This window comes from Nocardia sp. NPDC055165 (assembly GCF_053606985.1).
In genome coordinates, this window is record NZ_JBSGSS010000035.1 from 1 (window position 1) to 15,659 (window position 15,659).

Sequence of the window (15,659 nt, forward strand, 5' to 3'; positions counted from 1 at the left end):
TGGGGGGGGGTTTTTTTTTGTTGTGCGGGGGGGGACCTTGTGGGTTGCGCCCCCCCCGATATCCCCCGTGCCCCGGTCACATCACCCACCCCGCCACCGGGTCGGGCCCCCCCCCCCCGCCCCGCCGCTACCTGCGCGTCAGGTCAGGACCAGCCGGCCGGGTTGGACGCCGTTTCGCGGGAGATGCCAGAGCCCGTGTCGGGGAAGGCGCCGAAGCGATCGTTGTGCAGGTGGGCGAAGAAATAGCACATCTGCTCGCATTCGGCGTCGGTGGTCGCGGCCTCGGGGTCGGAGCTGACGGCGTCGTAGTAGTCGCGGCCCATGGCCACGATGAATCCGCGGGCATAGAGGAAGCCGTCGTCGGAGCCGTCGGTGATCGCCTGGAGGTCGGCGCGGTCGATGTCGTAGAGCGCGCGTTCGGCGACGCGGTCGAGCGCGGTCAGTTCCGCGCTGCTGAAATCTGTTGACAGGGTGTTCAACTGGGCGAGGAAGGCGTCGAGTCGGCTGTCGAGGTCGCCTGCTGCCGTCCGCAGGGCCGTGGACGGATCGGTACCGGTGGCCGTCCAGGCCGACGCGATCAGATTCCAGAAACGGGAGATGTCTTCGGGGGTGCTCGTCACCTGCCGGACGGTACTGCTCGGGTCCGACACGGAGCGGGGTTCGAGGTCATCGGTCAGGCACGCAGGAGACGCTGGGCGAGAGCGGACAGACCCGCGGTGATCTGCTCGGGCGACAAGCCGCGTTCGCGTTGCTGGAGGTAGACCTCGGCGGCGAGTGGCGCGAGGACCGTATCGACCAGCGAATCAGGCTGTGGCACAGCGGCTTCGACCAGCAGCGACCGTACGTGCACCGACCAGAACCCGTAGGCGCCGGTGGCGAAGCGGGCGCCGCCGGTCTCCGCGCCGAGCACCAGATGGGCGTGGGCGGTCAGCAATTCGACCATCGCCGCGTAGAAGGCGGCCAGGCGATCGGCTGGGGGAGCGCCGGGGCCGAGCGGGGGTGCGCCGCGCAGGAGCTGTTCCTGGAGGGCGCGTTCGTGCTCGTCGAGGAGGGCGACGGCGATCGCGTTGCGGTCGGGGTAGCGGCGGTAGAGGGTGCCGCGGCCCACGCCCGCGGCCTTGGCGATGTCGTCCATGGTGATCGTGCGTGGGTCGCGAGTGGCGAAGAGGCCGGCCGCCGCCGCCAGGACTTTCGCACGATTGCGGGCCGCGTCGGTGCGTTCGGTGGGTGGCTGCGCGTCGAGCGCCAAGCCGGTGATCAGGTCGGATCGTGGCTCCATGGGTACGACTCTAACCCCGCAACGAATATCTGGACAACATGTCCACTTGTGTTCTATCGTCGAGAAATCGACAAGTGGACAATATGTCCAGTTAGGAAGATGTCATGACTCACCTGCTGCACCTCGACGCCAGCGCCCGGACGAACTCCCTCAGCCGCACGCTGGGCGCCGAATTCGTCCGGGCCTGGCGCGACGCCGAACCCGGCGGCACCTACACCTACCGCGACCTCGCCGCCGAGCCGACGCCGTTCATCGACGAGGGCTGGATCGAACTGTGTGACGCCGTCCTCGCCGCCGGGGCCACCGACCTCGACCGGCTCCCGGAACTCGCCGTCACTCCCGCGGCGAAGGCCGCATGGCGGGTGGCCGAACCGCTGCTGGCGCAGGTGCTGGCCGCCGACGTGATCCTGATCGGCACACCGATGTACAACTACTCCGTCCCCGCCGCTCTCAAGGCATGGCTCGACCAGGTCACCTTTCCCCGAATGTCGCTGGGGGAACGCAGGTTCGTCGTGGTGACCGCCCGTGGCGGTGCGTACTCGCCCGGTGCGCCCAAAGCGGCGTTCGACTACCAGGAGCGCTTTCTGCGCGACTTCTTCGCCGGCCACTTCGCGGTCACCGACACGGTTTTCGTCAACGCCGAACTGGCCAATGCCGTGCAGGATCCGAACCTGGCCCATCTGCGCGACGCGCACGAAGCCTCCTTCGCCGCCGCGCAGGCCGAAGTGCGTTCGCTGGCAAAGGATTACGTGCGATGAGCTGGATAGTGCTCGGCCTGGCCGGGCTCGTCGAAATCGTGTGGTCGCAGACCATCAAACCGACCGAGAATTTCACCAGACTCGGTCCGACCCTGCTCTGCGTCGCGCTCGGCTCGCTCGCCGTCTATCTGCTCTCGCGCGCCATGCAGACCCTTCCGGTGGGCACCGCCTACGCGGTTTTCACCGGAATCGGCGCACTCGGCGCGATCGGTCTCGGTGTGCTCGTGCACAAGGATCCGCTGAGCGCGGGCCGCGCGCTGGCGCTGTCGCTGATCCTCGGCGGCATCGTGCTCGCGCGGGTGACGAATCCTGAGTAACTCTGTCGTACACCCGATGCGAGGATCGGCCGGTCATGACCGGTAAGGTCGGCTGATGGACCAGCCAGTTCGCCCCCCGGACCTGTCCACGCGGCCACACGAGCTCACGGTCGAGCGCGTGATGAAAGCCCAGCCCAGCCTGCTCTACGCGGCCTGGACCCAAGGCTTGGATTTATGGCTGGCCGTTCCCGGATCGGTGCTGATGCGCCCCGCCGTCAACGAGCCCCTCTACTTCGACACCGGCTCGCCCGAAAAGCGCAACCCCCATTACGGCCGCATTCTGCTGCTCGAGCCGAATCGGCGGATCGAATTCACCTGGGTCACCGCCGCCACCGACGGCGTGGAAACGGTGGTCGCCGCCGAATTCCTCAAACAACCACGCGGTATCCGCCTGCGTCTGCGCCACTCCGGTTTCCCCACCGCGGCGATCCGGGATCTACACCAGCAGGTCTGGCCGGACAAACTCGAGCGTCTCGACGAAATCACCAGCGCCACCGTCTGAGTACCCGAGTAGGTTCGTCATCGCCACGCAATACAACTCGAACCGAAAGGATTGCGATGCCGACTCGCAGCGCACGCACACTCTGGTCAGGCGGACTGCAGGACGGGTCCGGGCAGGTCGAACTGGCCAGCTCGGGTGTGGGCAAGTTCGATGTGAGCTTTCCCCGCCGGGCGGCCGACACGGCCGAGGGCACCAGCCCGGAGGAGCTGATCGCGGCGGCGCATTCGTCGTGCTATTCGATGGCGCTCTCGGCGGAGATCGCCAATGCCGGCGGGACGCCGGAAAGCCTCGACGTCGATGCCGATGTCACCCTCGCGCCCGACCCGGCCGGTGGCTTCCGGATCAGCAAGATCAAGCTCACGGTGCGCGGTCGTGCCTCGGGGCTGGATGCCGACGGGTTCGCCGCGGCTGCCCTCGCGGCCAAGAACGGTTGCCCGGTCAGCAAGGCCCTCACCGGGGTGGCCGAGATCGAGCTGGACGCGGCACTGGCCTGAGCGGCGCTCGCCGTCACCGCTGGGTGAACCAGCGGTGCGCGGCGGGGGTGTACATGGCCGGGATCGCGATGACGACGGCCAGGATGTGCACGGTCCGGCAGCCTGCCAGCACGGTCGAGCTGGGGGACATGCCGTCGAACAGGGTCGCGTAGTCGTCGGTCGACAACACCACGGCCAGCGGCTCGATGATCAGCGAGACCAGGCCCACTACGCCGATGCCGACGGTCAGCAGCGCACGGGCCACCCGGCTGCCGTTCAGCATGTACAGGGCCACCCCGGCGACGGCCAGGTAGATGGCGAGCCGGGGTAGCAGACCCGTTGCGGTGGCGCCGAATTCATCGCCACCACGCACGGCGCGCAACAGGCCCTCGGCGGCCCCGGCGGCGAGCGCGGTGACGAGCCCGCCGAAGGCGACATTCACGGCGCGAGGGCGAGTGCTGGAAACAAGAAGGGCAGTGCCGGTCATGACACCGACACTGCCGTTCTCAGCTGCTCGCGAGGATCACCCTGCGGTAGGAACCTTGTCCACTACCGGAGTGCTACGCCGCGAGGCGAATTCCGTGAGTGCGGCGAACGCCAGCCCCAAACTCACCCACAGCGTGGTGGTTTCGGCCAGCGAAGCCACCCGGAAGTTCCACAGGAGGGTGGCGGGGAAGTCGTCGGCCACCTCGTTCACGCCGGGCAGCAGCACGTAACCGACGGTGGTGACCACGACGAACGCGCCCACCCCGGCGATGAGTCGCAGCGTGTCCGACGCGGCGAGCGCACGGTAGGCCGCGACAGCGGCCGCGACGGCCAGCAGGCCGAGCACGACGGCCGCGACCCACAGCCAGGTGCGCTCGTTGATGGTGTCCGGATCGCCCACCGCGGGCGGGTTGGCCGGATATTTGAAGAACGGCACCGCGACGATCGCCGCCCACGCGAGAACCGCCGAGGTCAGCGACAATTGGGGCCCCGACAGGTTCGTGAACCGGCGAGCCACGTTCACCGCCGACGCGAACAACGCGCCGAACGCCATGCCCGCCAAGCCCAGCGCGAGGAACTGTCCCGCCTTCTGACCCGGCCGGCTGACCAGCGGTTCTTCCTCGTCGCCGTGGGAGTGGCCCTGCGGCTCCGCGGCTTCGTGGCCGTGCTCGGCCGGAGCGGCCGCGGCCTCTTCGATAGCGATCGCGGCGTCCACCTGGGGCTCGCCGACGAAGTAGCCCACTGTCGCGGCCAGCAGGCCGGCGATCAAGCCGGCCAGCAGGCCACGCAACAGCAGGGTCTTGAGTGATCCGATCAGTGGCACGGAACACCCAGCAGGTGACGTCCGTCGTGCATCAGCTCGTGCAGGAACATCCCGCTACGCGAGACGGCCCCCTGGTCGAAACCGACCAGGTACAGGGCGAGCAGTGCAAGCAGGACGACACCGACCGTGACGAGCACGGTTGCGAGGGTGTCGAGACCGGTAGACCGGCTGGGTGAATGCGCGATAGCCATTCGGGTCCTCCTCTAGGGATACGCGTCCCACGGTTGAAGTGTGGTGCGAAGGTGCCGGTGTCTGGCTCTCCGGCACCGGGGACCCGGTACTTGGATACAGTGGCGCGACCGCTCCGGATTCACACCGGAATTACCGCGCACCCTCGCGGATGTTCCCTCGAACTGTGACAGCCGCGAGCCACCCACGTCAATACACGCAACCGCATGTCCAGCGGAAACGCCGCTGTCAGCCCTTCGCCGGCACGTCGAGGACGACCTCGAACTCGAGCAGCGAGGCGCCCGTCGACACCGGCTTGGGACGCTCGCCGTCGCCACCGTTTCCGGCGTGCGCGGCACGGGCCGGACCGTCACGCCACGCGGCGAACGAATCCTCCGAATCCCATTGCGTCACTACGAAATACCGGTTGTCACCGGCCACGGGACGCAGCAACTGGAACCCGAGGAAACCGGGGGAGTTCTCCACCGCTCCCGCACGCGCGGCGAACCGCTTCTCCAGCTCGGGGCCCGCGCCCTCGGGAACTTCGATCGCATTGATCTTCACAACAGCCATGCGGACAGTATCGCTGCCGACCGGCGCCGGGTGTTCGCGGCCCTGGCGGGCCTCGCCTCGGCGCGGGGACGGAGCTGGGGCAGTATCGGCGGTGTGTTGTACGACGAAGGCGGGTCCGGGGTTCCGATTCTGCTGTTGCACGGGTTGATGGGGAGCGCGCGGACGTGGGCCGATCAGGTGCCGTGGTTGCGAGAGTTCGGGCATGTCTACGCGGTGGACGCCGCCGGGCACGGCCGGCCGACGCCCGCCGAGCTCACGACGGAGGCGTTCGTGGCCGATCTGGCCGAGCGCACCGCCGCGATCACCGAGCCGATGGTGATCGTCGGGCACTCGATGGGCGCGATCCACGGGTGGGTCTTCGCGGCGACCTGGCCCGAACGGGTGCGCGCGATCGTCGTCGAGGACATCGCTCCCGATTTCACCGGCCGCACCGCCGCCCACTGGGCCGAGCTGATCCACTCCTGGCCGCAACCGTTCGCCGACGAACAGGCGGTGCTCGACTATTTCGGCCCGGTCGCGGGCACGTATTTCCTGCGCGCGTTCACCGCCGCGTCCGACGGCTACCGGCTACACGGCGAGGTGGACACCTTCCGCGCGATCTCCGAGGAGTGGGGCACGCGCGACTTCTGGACCGAATGGAAGTCGCTGCGGGTGCCCACACTGCTCATCGAAGGTGAGCACACCATCACCCCGCCGGGGCAGATGCGGACGATGGCGCAGGTGCATCCCGATGCGGAGTATGTGCGCATCGCCGAGGCGGGCCACCTCGTGCACGACGAACAACCCGAGGCATACCGCGAACACGTCGGCCGGTTCCTGGAGCGCGTCACGAGGTGAGTCGGCAGGTGGTCGTCCCGATCCCCCCGGCAGGTGCCGAGATCCGGCATCACCCGGTGGGGCTTCCTTCGCCCGCGAGTGCGAACAGCCCATCGTCGGTCTGCTCGATCAGCCCGTCTACCAGCAGCGAGTCCAACGCTCGCGCACGCTGACCCGGATCGCGGGTCCATGCCAGGTCGAGGCGAATCCGCTCGACCGGGCCCGACGCGTCTCGCAGCACATCGAGCAGCCGCCCACGGGCCTGACGGTCGGTGCCCTCGTACTTCTGCACCTTCCGCACCACGTCGGCGGCCGGTTTGCCCGCCGTGACCCAGGCGCAGCTCGGCAGCGGGCAGCGGGCGCAGTCCGGGTTGCGGGCCGTGCACACCAGCGCGCCCAGTTCCATCAGGGCGGCCGAGAACCTCGCGGCCCGCGGCACCGGAACAGGGAGCAGCGCTTCGGTTTCGGCGAGATCGCGCGAGGACGGGTTGCCGGGCTCCCTGCCGTGGACCGCCCGAGCCACCACGCGTCGAACGTTCGTGTCCACCACGGGAACTCGCTGCCCGTAGGCGAAACAGGCCACCGCGCGAGCGGTGTACGCACCGATGCCGGGCAGGCTCAGCAGCACGTCGACGTCGGTGGGGACCACGTCACCGTGTTCGGTCGCCAGCACCCGCGCGCACTCGTGCAGCCGCAACGCCCGCCGCGGATATCCCAACTTGCCCCACGCCCGCAGCACCTCCGCTTGCGAGGACGCCGCCATCGCCGACGGCACCGGCCAGCGTGCCACCCATTCGCGCCAGATCGGCTCCACCCGCACCACCGGCGTCTGCTGGAGCATGATCTCGCTCATCAGGATGTGCCATGCGGTCGCGTCCGGTTCGCGCCACGGCAGCGGGCGCGCCGTGTCGTCGAACCAGTCGAGCAGGGCCTGCGCGTCGATGCTCACTGTTCCCGTTTCCTCTGAGCCAGTCTCTCTTTGCCGACGCGTAACGTGGCGGACTCGCTGGTAACCAAGGGTCTGTGCACAATGGTCGGTATGCCTGGTTCCAATCCGATAAGCGCCTGGAAGTCGTTGCGCGAAGGCAATGAGCGCTTCGTCAACGACACCCTGCAGCATCCTAGCCAGGGTGCCGCGGACCGAGCCAAACTCGTCAAGGGCCAAAACCCCCACGCGATCCTGTTCGGCTGCGGTGATTCCCGCGTCGCCGCCGAGCTGATCTTCGACCAGGGGCTCGGCGACATGTTCGTGGTGCGCACAGCGGGCCACGTCGTGGACAGTTCGGTGCTCGGCTCGATCGAATACGGCGTCGAGGTGCTCAACGTGCCACTGATCGTCGTCCTCGGACACGACAGCTGCGGCGCCGTGAAGGCCACCATCGACGCGCTCGACGGCGGCGAGGTGCCCGGTGGGTTCATTCGCAGCGTGGTCGAGCGGGTGACCCCGTCGATCCTGGTCGGGCGACGCGAAGGGCTCACCTCACTCGACGATCTCGAAGCGCGTCACGTGGTGGAGACCAGCAAGCTGCTCATGCAGCGCTCGATGATCATCTCCCAGCGTGTTGCCACTGGTCAGTGCGCTATCGCGAGCGTCACCTACAAGCTCGAAGACGGTCGCGTGCACCTGCGGCGCACTGTCGGCAATATCGGTGAGGTGGTCTGAACCGTCGGCTTCTCCCCGGTTCGGCCCCCGACACGCCGAGGTCATCGAGCGCGCCCCTGCGCGCTGCGCTTACCGTTGAGGCGTGCTGGAACCGAATGGACCGCTGTCACCGGAGATCTACTGGCGCCGCCGTGCACTCGCGATCGGCGTCATCGTCGTCGCGCTCGCGATCGTGATCTGGCTCGTCACCATGGTCTCGCGCGGTGGGGACTCGTCCGGCGCCGACAACGCGGCCGCGAGCACGACCACGTCGGCGGAGTCGAGCGCGTCCGAGACGAGCTCGGCGTCGAGTAGTGCGTCGTCGAGTAGTGCGTCGGCCACGCCCATCAGTGGGTCGGTCACGCCCAGCGCGACGACGACCGCCGCCGATCAGCCCGCGGCACAGCCGTGCCCGGATCAGTCGCTGGCGCTGAAGGTGACGGTCGGCCAGCCGACCTATCGGGTCGGCGACCAGCCCGCGTTCGGCACAGTGATCACCAACATCTCGTCCGCGGCCTGCTCGCGTGACCTCGGCGCGGGCCCACAGTTCCTCGTCTACACCCTCGACGGCCAGCGCAGGCTCTGGGCGAGCAACGACTGCAACCAGGACGATCCGGCGGAGATGAAGACGCTCAAGGCCGGTGAACAACTCTCGTACAAGGGCACCTGGTTCGGCACCACCTCGCAGCCGCAGTGCGCGGGTGACCGCCTCCAGGTGCCCGCGGGTGCGTACATGGTCGTAGCCCAGCTCGGTGCCGTTCGCAGCGCCGCGGAGCCGTTCAACCTCGCCTCTTGACGCCGCGCTCCCGCATGCCGGGGGCATTGTGCGGGTGCGCCATAGGTCACATGTTCAAGATGGGTTGATTTGCAGCGTTCGCAAGATCGGCGGTGCCGTCAATGGATATTGGCGCGGCATTGGCGAACCGGCGCTGAATCAGGCGATTGCCGCAGTTATTCCACCGCCACCACTTCGCGGGGTGCGCGGGATTTGCGGAGTTCGGCCAATCGCAGTGCCGATCGCAGATCCCCGACCTCGTGGATACGCATCGTGCCGGTCTTGGTTTTCTCCGAACCGGGCGGAACGAGCGCGGTGGTGAACCCCAGCCGTTCGGCTTCGGCCAGGCGTCTGCCGAGCCCGGTGACCTTGCGAACCTCACCCGCCAGCCCGACCTCGCCGAGGATCACCCACCCCGCGGGCAGGGCGATGTCGGCCTCGGCGGAGGCGATGGCCAAGGCGATGGCCAGGTCGGCGGTCGGCTCGAGCAGGCGCATCCCGCCGACGGTCGCCGCGTACACATCGTGCTTGCCGAGAAATACCCGGCCTCGGCTCTGCAACACCGCCAGCACCATGGCGACGCGGTTGTAGTCCAGCCCGCTCACCGCCCGGCGTGGCTGCGGGATCTCGGTCTTGACGGTCAGCCCCTGCACCTCGGCCACCAGCGGCCGTTTGCCGTCCATCGCGACGGTCACCGCCGTACCGGGGACGGTGTCGGTGCGATGGTGCAGGAACAACCCGGACGGATCGTCGACGCAGGCGATGCCGTCGTCGTGCAGTTCGAAGCAGCCCACCTCGTCGGCGCTGCCGAACCGGTTCTTGATGCCGCGAACCATGCGCAGCGACGAATTCTTGTCGCCCTCGAACTGCAACACCACGTCCACCAGGTGTTCGAGCGTGCGCGGGCCGGCCACGTTGCCGTCCTTGGTGACGTGTCCGACCAGCAGCACCGCGATTCCGGTCGCCTTGGCCAGCGAGGTCAGCGCCGCGGTGACCGCGCGCACCTGGGTGACACCGCCGATCACCCCGTCCACCTCCGGTGCCAGCATGGTCTGCACGGAGTCGACGACCAGCAGCGACGGCCGCACCTGCTCCACATGCCCCAGCACGATCGACAGATCCGATTCGGCCGCCAGGTACACCCGGTCGTGCACCGCACCCGTGCGATCGGCCCGCAGCCGCACCTGCCCGGCGGACTCCTCGGCGGTCACGTACAGCGCGGTCTCTTCGCGCGCCGCCGCCCACCGGAACGCGACCTCGAGCAGCAGCGTCGACTTGCCGACTCCCGGCTCGCCGGACAGCAGCACCACCGACCCCGGCACCACCCCGCCCCCGAGGACCCGATCGAGCTCGCTCACCCCCGTCGACCGCGCCTGCGTGACCTTGGCGTCGATCTGCGACAGCGGCGCCGCCGCGGTACTCGGCAGCATCGCTCGCCGCCCTGGAGCAGCGGTGGACGCCGAAACGGCCACCTCGTTCACCGTTCCCCAGGCACCGCAATCAGGGCACTTACCCACCCACTTGGACACCTCGTGCGTGCACGCGGAGCACCGGAAGACTGCTTTGGTCTTGGCCACACGCGCACCCTACGGACCCGGACCGACACAAAAAGGAAGAGCCGCCGCGAAGTTCGCGACGGCTCTTCCTCACGGCTGGTGTCAGTGACCGCCCGCGCCCTCGGGCGCCGGGCCGGACTTCTCGTTCTCGATGCGCGGGACGGCCGCGGCATCGACCGGGACCGACACCTGCACGGTGCCCGCGTCCTTGAAGTTGAAGGTGACGTTGTAGGTCAGGCCGGGGACGATGTCCTTGGACAGGCCCGTGATCTCGATCGTGGCCGGGGTCTTCACCGGGTCGTTCGAGGGGATGTCGATACCCGCGGCGCCGGTCGGCGCGGCCCCGGTGGTGGTCGGCGCCGCCGAGGTGGTGCCGTGGTGATCGTCGGCCGCGGCGGGCTTGGTCTCACCCGGTCCCACGACCACGGTCTGCTGCGGCTTCAGCACGAACTTGGGGTCGCCCGCGGCTCCGGTGATCTTGACCTGGCCCAGGTCGGTGCTCACGCTGGTCAGCTCGTCGGTGACGGTCTCGCTGTTGTTGATGATCGACAGCGCGATCACCGCCTTGCCGCCCTTGTCGTGCTCGGCGGCGGCCTCCGGATACACGATGTGCACGTTGCGCAGGGCGATGGCGCCGACGTTGGCGTGGTTGCCGTTGATCGCGGCGGCCTGCGTCGAGGTCTGAGTGTGCTGGCCGGCACTGCAGCCGGTCAGGGCGATGCCCGCGGCAGCGGCGAGCGCGGCAACCGTCACCATGCGACGTCGCGCCGAGTGGGCGGTCACAGCTTTCAGGGCAGTCACGGTTTGTCCTCCATGTCGACCGGGCTCACTCCGTCCACACGGGGATCGGAGGGTAGTAACTAGGCAGCGTAGTAGTTCACTTCGCGCGGGTGACGTTCGGGCTCGCGACGCGCGGGTGCGGAAGTAACAGTTCGGTGTCTCGAGGGGGTTTGCCGGATCGATGCCGGGATCGCGCTGTGCGATAACCTGTCGCTGTGCTGGTGGTTAACCCGTTCTGCCACAACACAATGCACAACAATTCTGTATTGTCAACCCCTGCGATGGCCTCGTTGTGGCCCTGACCTGCACAGTTGATCGCGCCGTTATCGAGTCGCATGTTAAACTGTGAACATCGAAAGGGGCACGGGACACATGATTTTTAAGGTCGGAGACACCGTCGTTTACCCCCACCACGGAGCGGCGCTGATCGAAGCAATCGAGACCCGCACCATCAAGGGTGTGCAGAAAGAGTATCTGGTCCTGAAGGTTGCGCAAGGCGACCTGACCGTTCGGGTTCCCGCAGAGAACGCTGAATACGTCGGCGTCCGTGACGTCGTCGGCCAAGAAGGTCTCGACCGCGTCTTCCAGGTGCTGCGCGCGCCACACACGGAGGAGCCGACCAACTGGTCCCGCCGTTACAAGGCCAACCTCGAGAAACTCGCCTCCGGCGATGTGAACAAGGTGGCCGAAGTGGTGCGTGACCTGTGGCGTCGTGAGCAGGACCGCGGTCTGTCCGCCGGTGAGAAGCGGATGCTCGCCAAGGCTCGTCAGATCCTCGTCGGTGAGCTCGCGCTCGCCGAGGGCACCGACGACGGCAAGGCCGAATCGCTGCTCGACGAGGTCCTCGCCGCGGCTTCCTAGAAACAAACAAACAAGTGCGACCTGTCGTAGCACTGGTCCCTGCCGCCGGTCGTGGCGTGCGCCTGGGTGAACCCACCCCGAAGGCGTTCGTCGCGGTCGGCGGCACACCTATGGTCCGGTTGGCCGTCGACGGTCTGATCGCGTCCGGTGCGGTGCACCGGGTTGTCGTGGTCGTGCCCGCCGAGCTGGTCGAGGCCGCATCCGCGCTGCTGTCCACCACCACCTCGCTGACCGGCGGTTCGATGCCCCCTGTGCCGGTGCAGGTGGTGGTGGGCGGCGCCGAGCGCACCGATTCGGTGCGCGCGGGCATCGCCGCCGCGCCCGACGCCGCGTGCTATCTCGTGCACGATGCCGCACGAGCGCTCACACCACCGGAACTCATCGCCCGGGTGGCCGCCGAGCTCCAGGCAGGCAGCCAGGCCGTGGTACCCGCGTTGCCCGTCGTGGACACCGTGAAGTCGGTCGACGACGCGGGCATCGTCACCGGGACCCCCGATCGCGCCCACCTGCGCGCCATCCAAACCCCCCAGGGCTTCGCCGCCGACCTGCTCCGCCGCGCCTACGCCACCGACGATGGCGCCACCGACGACGCCGGCCTGGTCGAACGCCTCGGTGTCGCCGTGCACACGGTCCCCGGTGACCCACTGGCATTCAAGATCACCACCCCCCTCGACCTACGCCTGGCCGAGGCGCTGCTGGCTGACGGCGGTCGTTCGCCTGCCGTCGGGCGTCCCGGCGTCGAGCAGGCGGTCGCCCGATGAGAGTCGGTATCGGCAGCGACGTGCACCCCATCGAGCCGGGACGGCCCTGCTGGATGGCCGGTCTGCTGTTCCCGGATGCCGACGGCTGCGCGGGCCACTCCGACGGTGACGTCGCCGCCCACGCGCTCTGCGATGCCCTGCTCTCCGCCGCCGGCCTCGGCGACGTGGGCGCTGTCTTCGGCGTCGGCCGCCCCGAATGGGCCGGTGTCACCGGGGCCGCCATGCTCACCGAGGTCCGCAGGCTGCTGGCCGACGAAGGCTTCGAAATCGTGAACGCCGCGGTGCAGGTCATCGGTAATCGCCCGAAGATCGGCCCCCGCCGCGCCGAAGCGCAAAAAGTGCTCGGCGAACTCCTCGACGCCCCCGTGTCGGTGTCGGGCACCACGACGGACGGTCTCGGTCTGACCGGTCGCGGCGAGGGTATCGCCGCTATCGCCACCTGTCTGATCGCGGCGTGTTCGTAGCCCCTACGGGCCACTGAACCTTTCTTTCCGCGCATTGCTTTTCGCCGATTCGATCAGCCGTTCCGTTCACTACGGCGCCACGAACCGGCCGGTCAACCCCACCCCAATCCCACCGACTAGGATCGAATGCCGTGACCTTGCGCCTTTTTGACACCGACACGCGGACCATGCGGGAATTCACCCCGCTGGTCCCCGGCCGTGCCTCGGTGTATCTGTGTGGGGCCACCGTGCAGGGGCAACCCCATATCGGTCATGTGCGCAGTGGCGTCGCCTTCGACGTGCTGCGTCGCTGGTTGCTCGCGCACGACTACGACGTGCAGTTCATCCGCAATGTCACGGATATCGACGACAAGATCCTGAACAAGGCCGCCGAAGCGGGCAGGCCGTGGTGGGAATGGGCCGCGACCCACGAGCGCGCGTTCGACAAGGCCTACGAGACCCTCGGCGTGCTGCCGCCGTCGGCCGAACCGCGCGCCACCGGTCACATCACCCAGATGATCGATCTGATGCAGCGCCTGATCGAACGCGGCCACGCCTATGCCGCCGACGGCGATGTCTATTTCGATGTGGTGAGTTGGCCGAATTACGGTGAGCTGTCGGGCCACAAACTCGACGACGTGCACCAGGGCGAGACCCCGACCCGCGGCAAGCGCGACCCCCGCGACTTCACGCTGTGGAAGGCCGCCAAGCCCGGCGAGCCGAGCTGGCCGTCGCCGTGGGGTCCCGGTCGCCCCGGCTGGCACCTGGAATGCTCCGCGATGGCCGAGTTCTATCTCGGCGCGGAATTCGATATCCACTGCGGTGGAATGGATTTGATTTTCCCGCACCACGAGAACGAGATCGCCCAGTCCAAAGCCGCGGGCGACGGTTTCGCGCGTTACTGGCTGCACAACGGCTGGGTGACGATGGGCGGGGAGAAAATGTCGAAGTCACTCGGCAACGTGCTCTCGGTGCCGAATGTCCTCACCCGGGTGCGCCCGGTAGAATTGCGTTTCTACTTGGGCAGCGCGCATTACCGCTCGATGCTCGAATACTCCGACAAGGCACTCGACGACGCGGTCGCCTCCTATCAGCGCATCGAAGCCTTCGTGCAGCGAGTGCTGGACCGAGCGGGCGAAGTGCCCGTCGGTAAATGGACCGACGGATTCGCCGCCGCGATCGACGACGATCTGGCAGTCCCGAAGGCGCTGGCCGAAATTCACCACGTGGTGCACGAAGGCAATCGCGCGCTGGAAGCGGGTGCGGTGGAGACCGCGGTCGAACTGGCCGGTCAGGTGCGGGCGATGCTGGGAATTCTCGGCGTCGACCCGCTCGACGAACAGTGGTACACCCCCGCCGACAATTCGGCGGCGATCGACGCGCTCGACGTGCTCGTCCGCACGGAGCTGGATCGCCGCGCGAACGCGCGGGCCGACAAGAACTGGGCAGAAGCCGATGCCGCACGGGATCGGCTCATCGCCGCGGGTATCGAGGTAACCGATACCCCGCAGGGGCCGGAATGGTCGCTGGGCGCATCGAGCGGAAAGGCGAACTGATGGCAGGCAATTCACAGCGACGCGGAGCAGTCAGGAAGAGCGGCACCAAGAAGGGTGCCGTCGCCGGTTCCGGCGGGAAGCATCGCCGCGGTCTCGAGGGCAGGGGCGCGACGCCGCCCGCGTCCGAGCGCACCAAGCACCCCGCCGCCAAGCGGGCCAGAGCGGCGGCCAAAGCCAATGCAGCACAGGGTCGTCCGACCGGAAAGTCCGGCGTCCCGCGCGCGGGACGCAAGTCCGACGAGGGTCCCGAGTTGGTGCTCGGCCGCAACCCCGTGCTCGAGTGTCTGCGCGCCGACGTGCCGGCGACCGCCCTGTACGTGGCGGTCGGCACCGAGAACGACGACCGGCTCTCGGAGAGTGTGCAGCGCGCCGCCGACATGGGCATCTCCATTCTCGAGGTGCCTCGCACCGATCTGGACCGGCTGAGCGCCAACGGAATGCACCAGGGCGTGGCCCTGCAGGTGCCCCCGTACCGCTACGCCCATCCCGACGATCTGATGGACCGGGTGAAGTCCACCGCCGAGCCCGCCCTGCTGGTCGCGCTCGACAACATCACCGACCCGCGCAACCTCGGTGCCGTCATTCGCTCGGTGGCCGCGTTCGGCGGTCAGGGCGTGGTGATCCCGCAGCGGCGCAGTGCCAGCGTCACCGCCGTGGCGTGGCGTACCAGTGCGGGTGCGGCTGCCCGCCTTCCCGTCGCCAGGGCCACCAATCTGACTCGCACACTGAAGGATTGGGCCTCGCAGGGCATCCAGGTCATCGGCCTCGACGCCGACGGCGACACCACCCTCGACAACTTCGACGGCAGTGTCCCTACGGTCGTGGTCGTGGGTTCGGAGGGCAAGGGCCTGTCGCGTCTGGTGCGCGAGAACTGCGACTCGATCCTGAGCATCCCGATGGCGGGCCCGGTCGAGTCGCTGAATGCCTCGGTCGCGGCGGGTGTCGTTCTGGCTGATATTGCCCGACAGCGCCGTTTGGGGTGATGGCGCGTACCGGGTTCGAGTTGTCCGGCAGGCGCTGGCTGTATTTTTGGAGCGCTGGCGCGCTCGAGCGCGGCCCCTGGGGGGCCGCGAGTTAGCCGCCGTTGCTG

Annotated in this window: 21 protein-coding genes; 12 read left to right on the forward strand and 9 right to left on the reverse strand. The window is 68.2% G+C overall.

All coding sequences use genetic code 11. The annotated features are described in order from the left end of the window. Positions 1-143: 143 nt before the first annotated feature. Entirely contained in the window at positions 144-620 is a 477-nt protein-coding gene (locus ACWFRF_RS34445) for a DUF4240 domain-containing protein (RefSeq protein WP_452454298.1), read from the reverse strand. Between the two features lie 53 nt (positions 621-673). Next, on the reverse strand, positions 674-1,279 hold the full coding sequence (locus ACWFRF_RS34450; RefSeq protein WP_379312587.1) for a TetR/AcrR family transcriptional regulator: 606 nt from the start codon (positions 1,277-1,279) through the stop codon (positions 674-676). Positions 1,280-1,383: 104 nt separating this feature from the next. Between ACWFRF_RS34450 and ACWFRF_RS34455 the strand changes: the two genes are divergently transcribed. The 4 genes from ACWFRF_RS34455 to ACWFRF_RS34470 are packed head-to-tail and all read left to right on the forward strand — an operon-like array spanning position 1,384 to position 3,350. Next, positions 1,384-2,037 (forward strand): FMN-dependent NADH-azoreductase, encoded by a 654-nt coding sequence (locus tag ACWFRF_RS34455; RefSeq protein WP_452454300.1) that lies wholly within the window; start codon positions 1,384-1,386, stop codon positions 2,035-2,037. Beyond that, entirely contained in the window at positions 2,034-2,354 is a 321-nt protein-coding gene (locus ACWFRF_RS34460) for a DMT family transporter (RefSeq protein ID WP_378631554.1), read from the forward strand. The genes ACWFRF_RS34455 and ACWFRF_RS34460 overlap by 4 nt, the downstream gene beginning before the upstream one ends. Positions 2,355-2,409: 55 nt before the next feature. Beyond that, positions 2,410-2,856, forward strand: a complete 447-nt coding sequence (locus ACWFRF_RS34465) for an SRPBCC family protein (RefSeq protein WP_378990732.1) — start codon at positions 2,410-2,412, stop codon at positions 2,854-2,856. A 56-nt stretch (positions 2,857-2,912) separates the two neighbouring features. Beyond that, positions 2,913-3,350, forward strand: coding sequence for an OsmC family peroxiredoxin (locus ACWFRF_RS34470; RefSeq protein ID WP_378990730.1), 438 nt, complete (start codon positions 2,913-2,915; stop codon positions 3,348-3,350). A 13-nt stretch (positions 3,351-3,363) separates the two neighbouring features. Here the strand turns inward: ACWFRF_RS34470 and ACWFRF_RS34475 are convergent, their stop codons facing one another. The 4 genes from ACWFRF_RS34475 to ACWFRF_RS34490 form a co-directional block, all read right to left on the reverse strand. Further along, positions 3,364-3,816, reverse strand: a complete 453-nt coding sequence (locus ACWFRF_RS34475; protein ID WP_452454304.1) for a hypothetical protein — start codon at positions 3,814-3,816, stop codon at positions 3,364-3,366. A gap of 36 nt (positions 3,817-3,852) precedes the next feature. Continuing rightward, on the reverse strand, positions 3,853-4,638 hold the full coding sequence (locus ACWFRF_RS34480; RefSeq protein WP_378990728.1) for a CbtA family protein: 786 nt from the start codon (positions 4,636-4,638) through the stop codon (positions 3,853-3,855). Then, on the reverse strand, positions 4,629-4,829 hold the full coding sequence (locus tag ACWFRF_RS34485; protein ID WP_019044677.1) for a CbtB domain-containing protein: 201 nt from the start codon (positions 4,827-4,829) through the stop codon (positions 4,629-4,631). Before ACWFRF_RS34485 ends, ACWFRF_RS34480 begins: the two co-directional genes overlap by 10 nt. A 226-nt stretch (positions 4,830-5,055) precedes the next feature. Beyond that, positions 5,056-5,379, reverse strand: coding sequence for an antibiotic biosynthesis monooxygenase family protein (locus ACWFRF_RS34490; RefSeq protein WP_378990727.1), 324 nt, complete (start codon positions 5,377-5,379; stop codon positions 5,056-5,058). A gap of 93 nt (positions 5,380-5,472) precedes the next feature. On the opposite strand from ACWFRF_RS34490, the gene ACWFRF_RS34495 reads away from it, so the two are divergent. Beyond that, on the forward strand, positions 5,473-6,216 hold the full coding sequence (locus tag ACWFRF_RS34495) for an alpha/beta fold hydrolase (RefSeq protein ID WP_379312583.1): 744 nt from the start codon (positions 5,473-5,475) through the stop codon (positions 6,214-6,216). 49 nt (positions 6,217-6,265) lie between these two features. On the opposite strand, the gene ACWFRF_RS34500 is transcribed toward ACWFRF_RS34495, so the two are convergent. Then, on the reverse strand, positions 6,266-7,144 hold the full coding sequence (locus ACWFRF_RS34500) for an HhH-GPD family protein (RefSeq protein WP_378990723.1): 879 nt from the start codon (positions 7,142-7,144) through the stop codon (positions 6,266-6,268). 90 nt (positions 7,145-7,234) lie between these two features. On the opposite strand from ACWFRF_RS34500, the gene ACWFRF_RS34505 reads away from it, so the two are divergent. Together ACWFRF_RS34505 and ACWFRF_RS34510 are read left to right on the forward strand one after the other, a co-directional pair. Continuing rightward, complete coding sequence (locus ACWFRF_RS34505; RefSeq protein ID WP_056819369.1) at positions 7,235-7,858, forward strand: carbonic anhydrase; 624 nt, start codon at positions 7,235-7,237, stop codon at positions 7,856-7,858. 82 nt (positions 7,859-7,940) lie between these two features. Beyond that, entirely contained in the window at positions 7,941-8,633 is a 693-nt protein-coding gene (locus ACWFRF_RS34510; RefSeq protein WP_379312240.1) for a hypothetical protein, read from the forward strand. Between the two features lie 155 nt (positions 8,634-8,788). On the opposite strand, the gene radA is transcribed toward ACWFRF_RS34510, so the two are convergent. Together radA and ACWFRF_RS34520 are read right to left on the reverse strand one after the other, a co-directional pair. After that, positions 8,789-10,189, reverse strand: a complete 1,401-nt coding sequence (gene radA, locus ACWFRF_RS34515; protein WP_378962695.1) for a DNA repair protein RadA — start codon at positions 10,187-10,189, stop codon at positions 8,789-8,791. A gap of 81 nt (positions 10,190-10,270) precedes the next feature. Next, a complete protein-coding gene (locus ACWFRF_RS34520; RefSeq protein WP_378990719.1) occupies positions 10,271-10,969 on the reverse strand; it encodes a hypothetical protein in 699 nt (232 codons plus the stop codon). Between the two features lie 351 nt (positions 10,970-11,320). Here ACWFRF_RS34520 and carD point away from each other — a divergent pair, with 351 nt between their 5' ends. From carD to rlmB, 5 genes are all read left to right on the forward strand, one after another. Beyond that, positions 11,321-11,809 (forward strand): RNA polymerase-binding transcription factor CarD, encoded by a 489-nt coding sequence (gene carD, locus ACWFRF_RS34525; RefSeq protein WP_019044685.1) that lies wholly within the window; start codon positions 11,321-11,323, stop codon positions 11,807-11,809. Between the two features lie 14 nt (positions 11,810-11,823). Next, a complete protein-coding gene (gene ispD, locus ACWFRF_RS34530) occupies positions 11,824-12,570 on the forward strand; it encodes a 2-C-methyl-D-erythritol 4-phosphate cytidylyltransferase (protein WP_387446216.1) in 747 nt (248 codons plus the stop codon). Then, a complete protein-coding gene (gene ispF, locus ACWFRF_RS34535; protein WP_378990717.1) occupies positions 12,567-13,034 on the forward strand; it encodes a 2-C-methyl-D-erythritol 2,4-cyclodiphosphate synthase in 468 nt (155 codons plus the stop codon). The genes ispD and ispF overlap by 4 nt, the downstream gene beginning before the upstream one ends. Positions 13,035-13,165: 131 nt before the next feature. After that, positions 13,166-14,569: a cysteine--tRNA ligase gene (cysS, locus tag ACWFRF_RS34540; protein WP_378990716.1), complete on the forward strand. Its 1,404-nt coding sequence runs from the start codon at positions 13,166-13,168 to the stop codon at positions 14,567-14,569. Next, the gene (gene rlmB, locus ACWFRF_RS34545; RefSeq protein ID WP_378990715.1) at positions 14,569-15,552 is read left to right on the forward strand and encodes a 23S rRNA (guanosine(2251)-2'-O)-methyltransferase RlmB; all 984 of its coding nucleotides are present in this window, start codon (positions 14,569-14,571) and stop codon (positions 15,550-15,552) included. Before cysS ends, rlmB begins: the two co-directional genes overlap by 1 nt. The last annotated feature ends 107 nt before the right edge of the window (positions 15,553-15,659 follow it).

Excerpts from the sequence above, each read along its gene's own strand:
- ACWFRF_RS34450 (WP_379312587.1), bottom strand. The coding sequence starts at position 1,279 with ATGGAGCCACGATCCGACCTGATCACCGGCTTGGCGCTCGACGCGCAG.
- ACWFRF_RS34455 (WP_452454300.1), top strand. The coding sequence starts at position 1,384 with ATGACTCACCTGCTGCACCTCGACGCCAGCGCCCGGACGAACTCCCTC.
- ACWFRF_RS34460 (WP_378631554.1), top strand. The coding sequence starts at position 2,034 with ATGAGCTGGATAGTGCTCGGCCTGGCCGGGCTCGTCGAAATCGTGTGG.
- ACWFRF_RS34465 (WP_378990732.1), top strand. The coding sequence starts at position 2,410 with ATGGACCAGCCAGTTCGCCCCCCGGACCTGTCCACGCGGCCACACGAG.
- ACWFRF_RS34470 (WP_378990730.1), top strand. The coding sequence starts at position 2,913 with ATGCCGACTCGCAGCGCACGCACACTCTGGTCAGGCGGACTGCAGGAC.
- ACWFRF_RS34475 (WP_452454304.1), bottom strand. The coding sequence starts at position 3,816 with ATGACCGGCACTGCCCTTCTTGTTTCCAGCACTCGCCCTCGCGCCGTG.
- ACWFRF_RS34485 (WP_019044677.1), bottom strand. The coding sequence starts at position 4,829 with ATGGCTATCGCGCATTCACCCAGCCGGTCTACCGGTCTCGACACCCTC.
- ACWFRF_RS34490 (WP_378990727.1), bottom strand. The coding sequence starts at position 5,379 with ATGGCTGTTGTGAAGATCAATGCGATCGAAGTTCCCGAGGGCGCGGGC.
- ACWFRF_RS34505 (WP_056819369.1), top strand. The coding sequence starts at position 7,235 with ATGCCTGGTTCCAATCCGATAAGCGCCTGGAAGTCGTTGCGCGAAGGC.
- carD (WP_019044685.1), top strand. The coding sequence starts at position 11,321 with ATGATTTTTAAGGTCGGAGACACCGTCGTTTACCCCCACCACGGAGCG.
- ispF (WP_378990717.1), top strand. The coding sequence starts at position 12,567 with ATGAGAGTCGGTATCGGCAGCGACGTGCACCCCATCGAGCCGGGACGG.
- rlmB (WP_378990715.1), top strand. The coding sequence starts at position 14,569 with ATGGCAGGCAATTCACAGCGACGCGGAGCAGTCAGGAAGAGCGGCACC.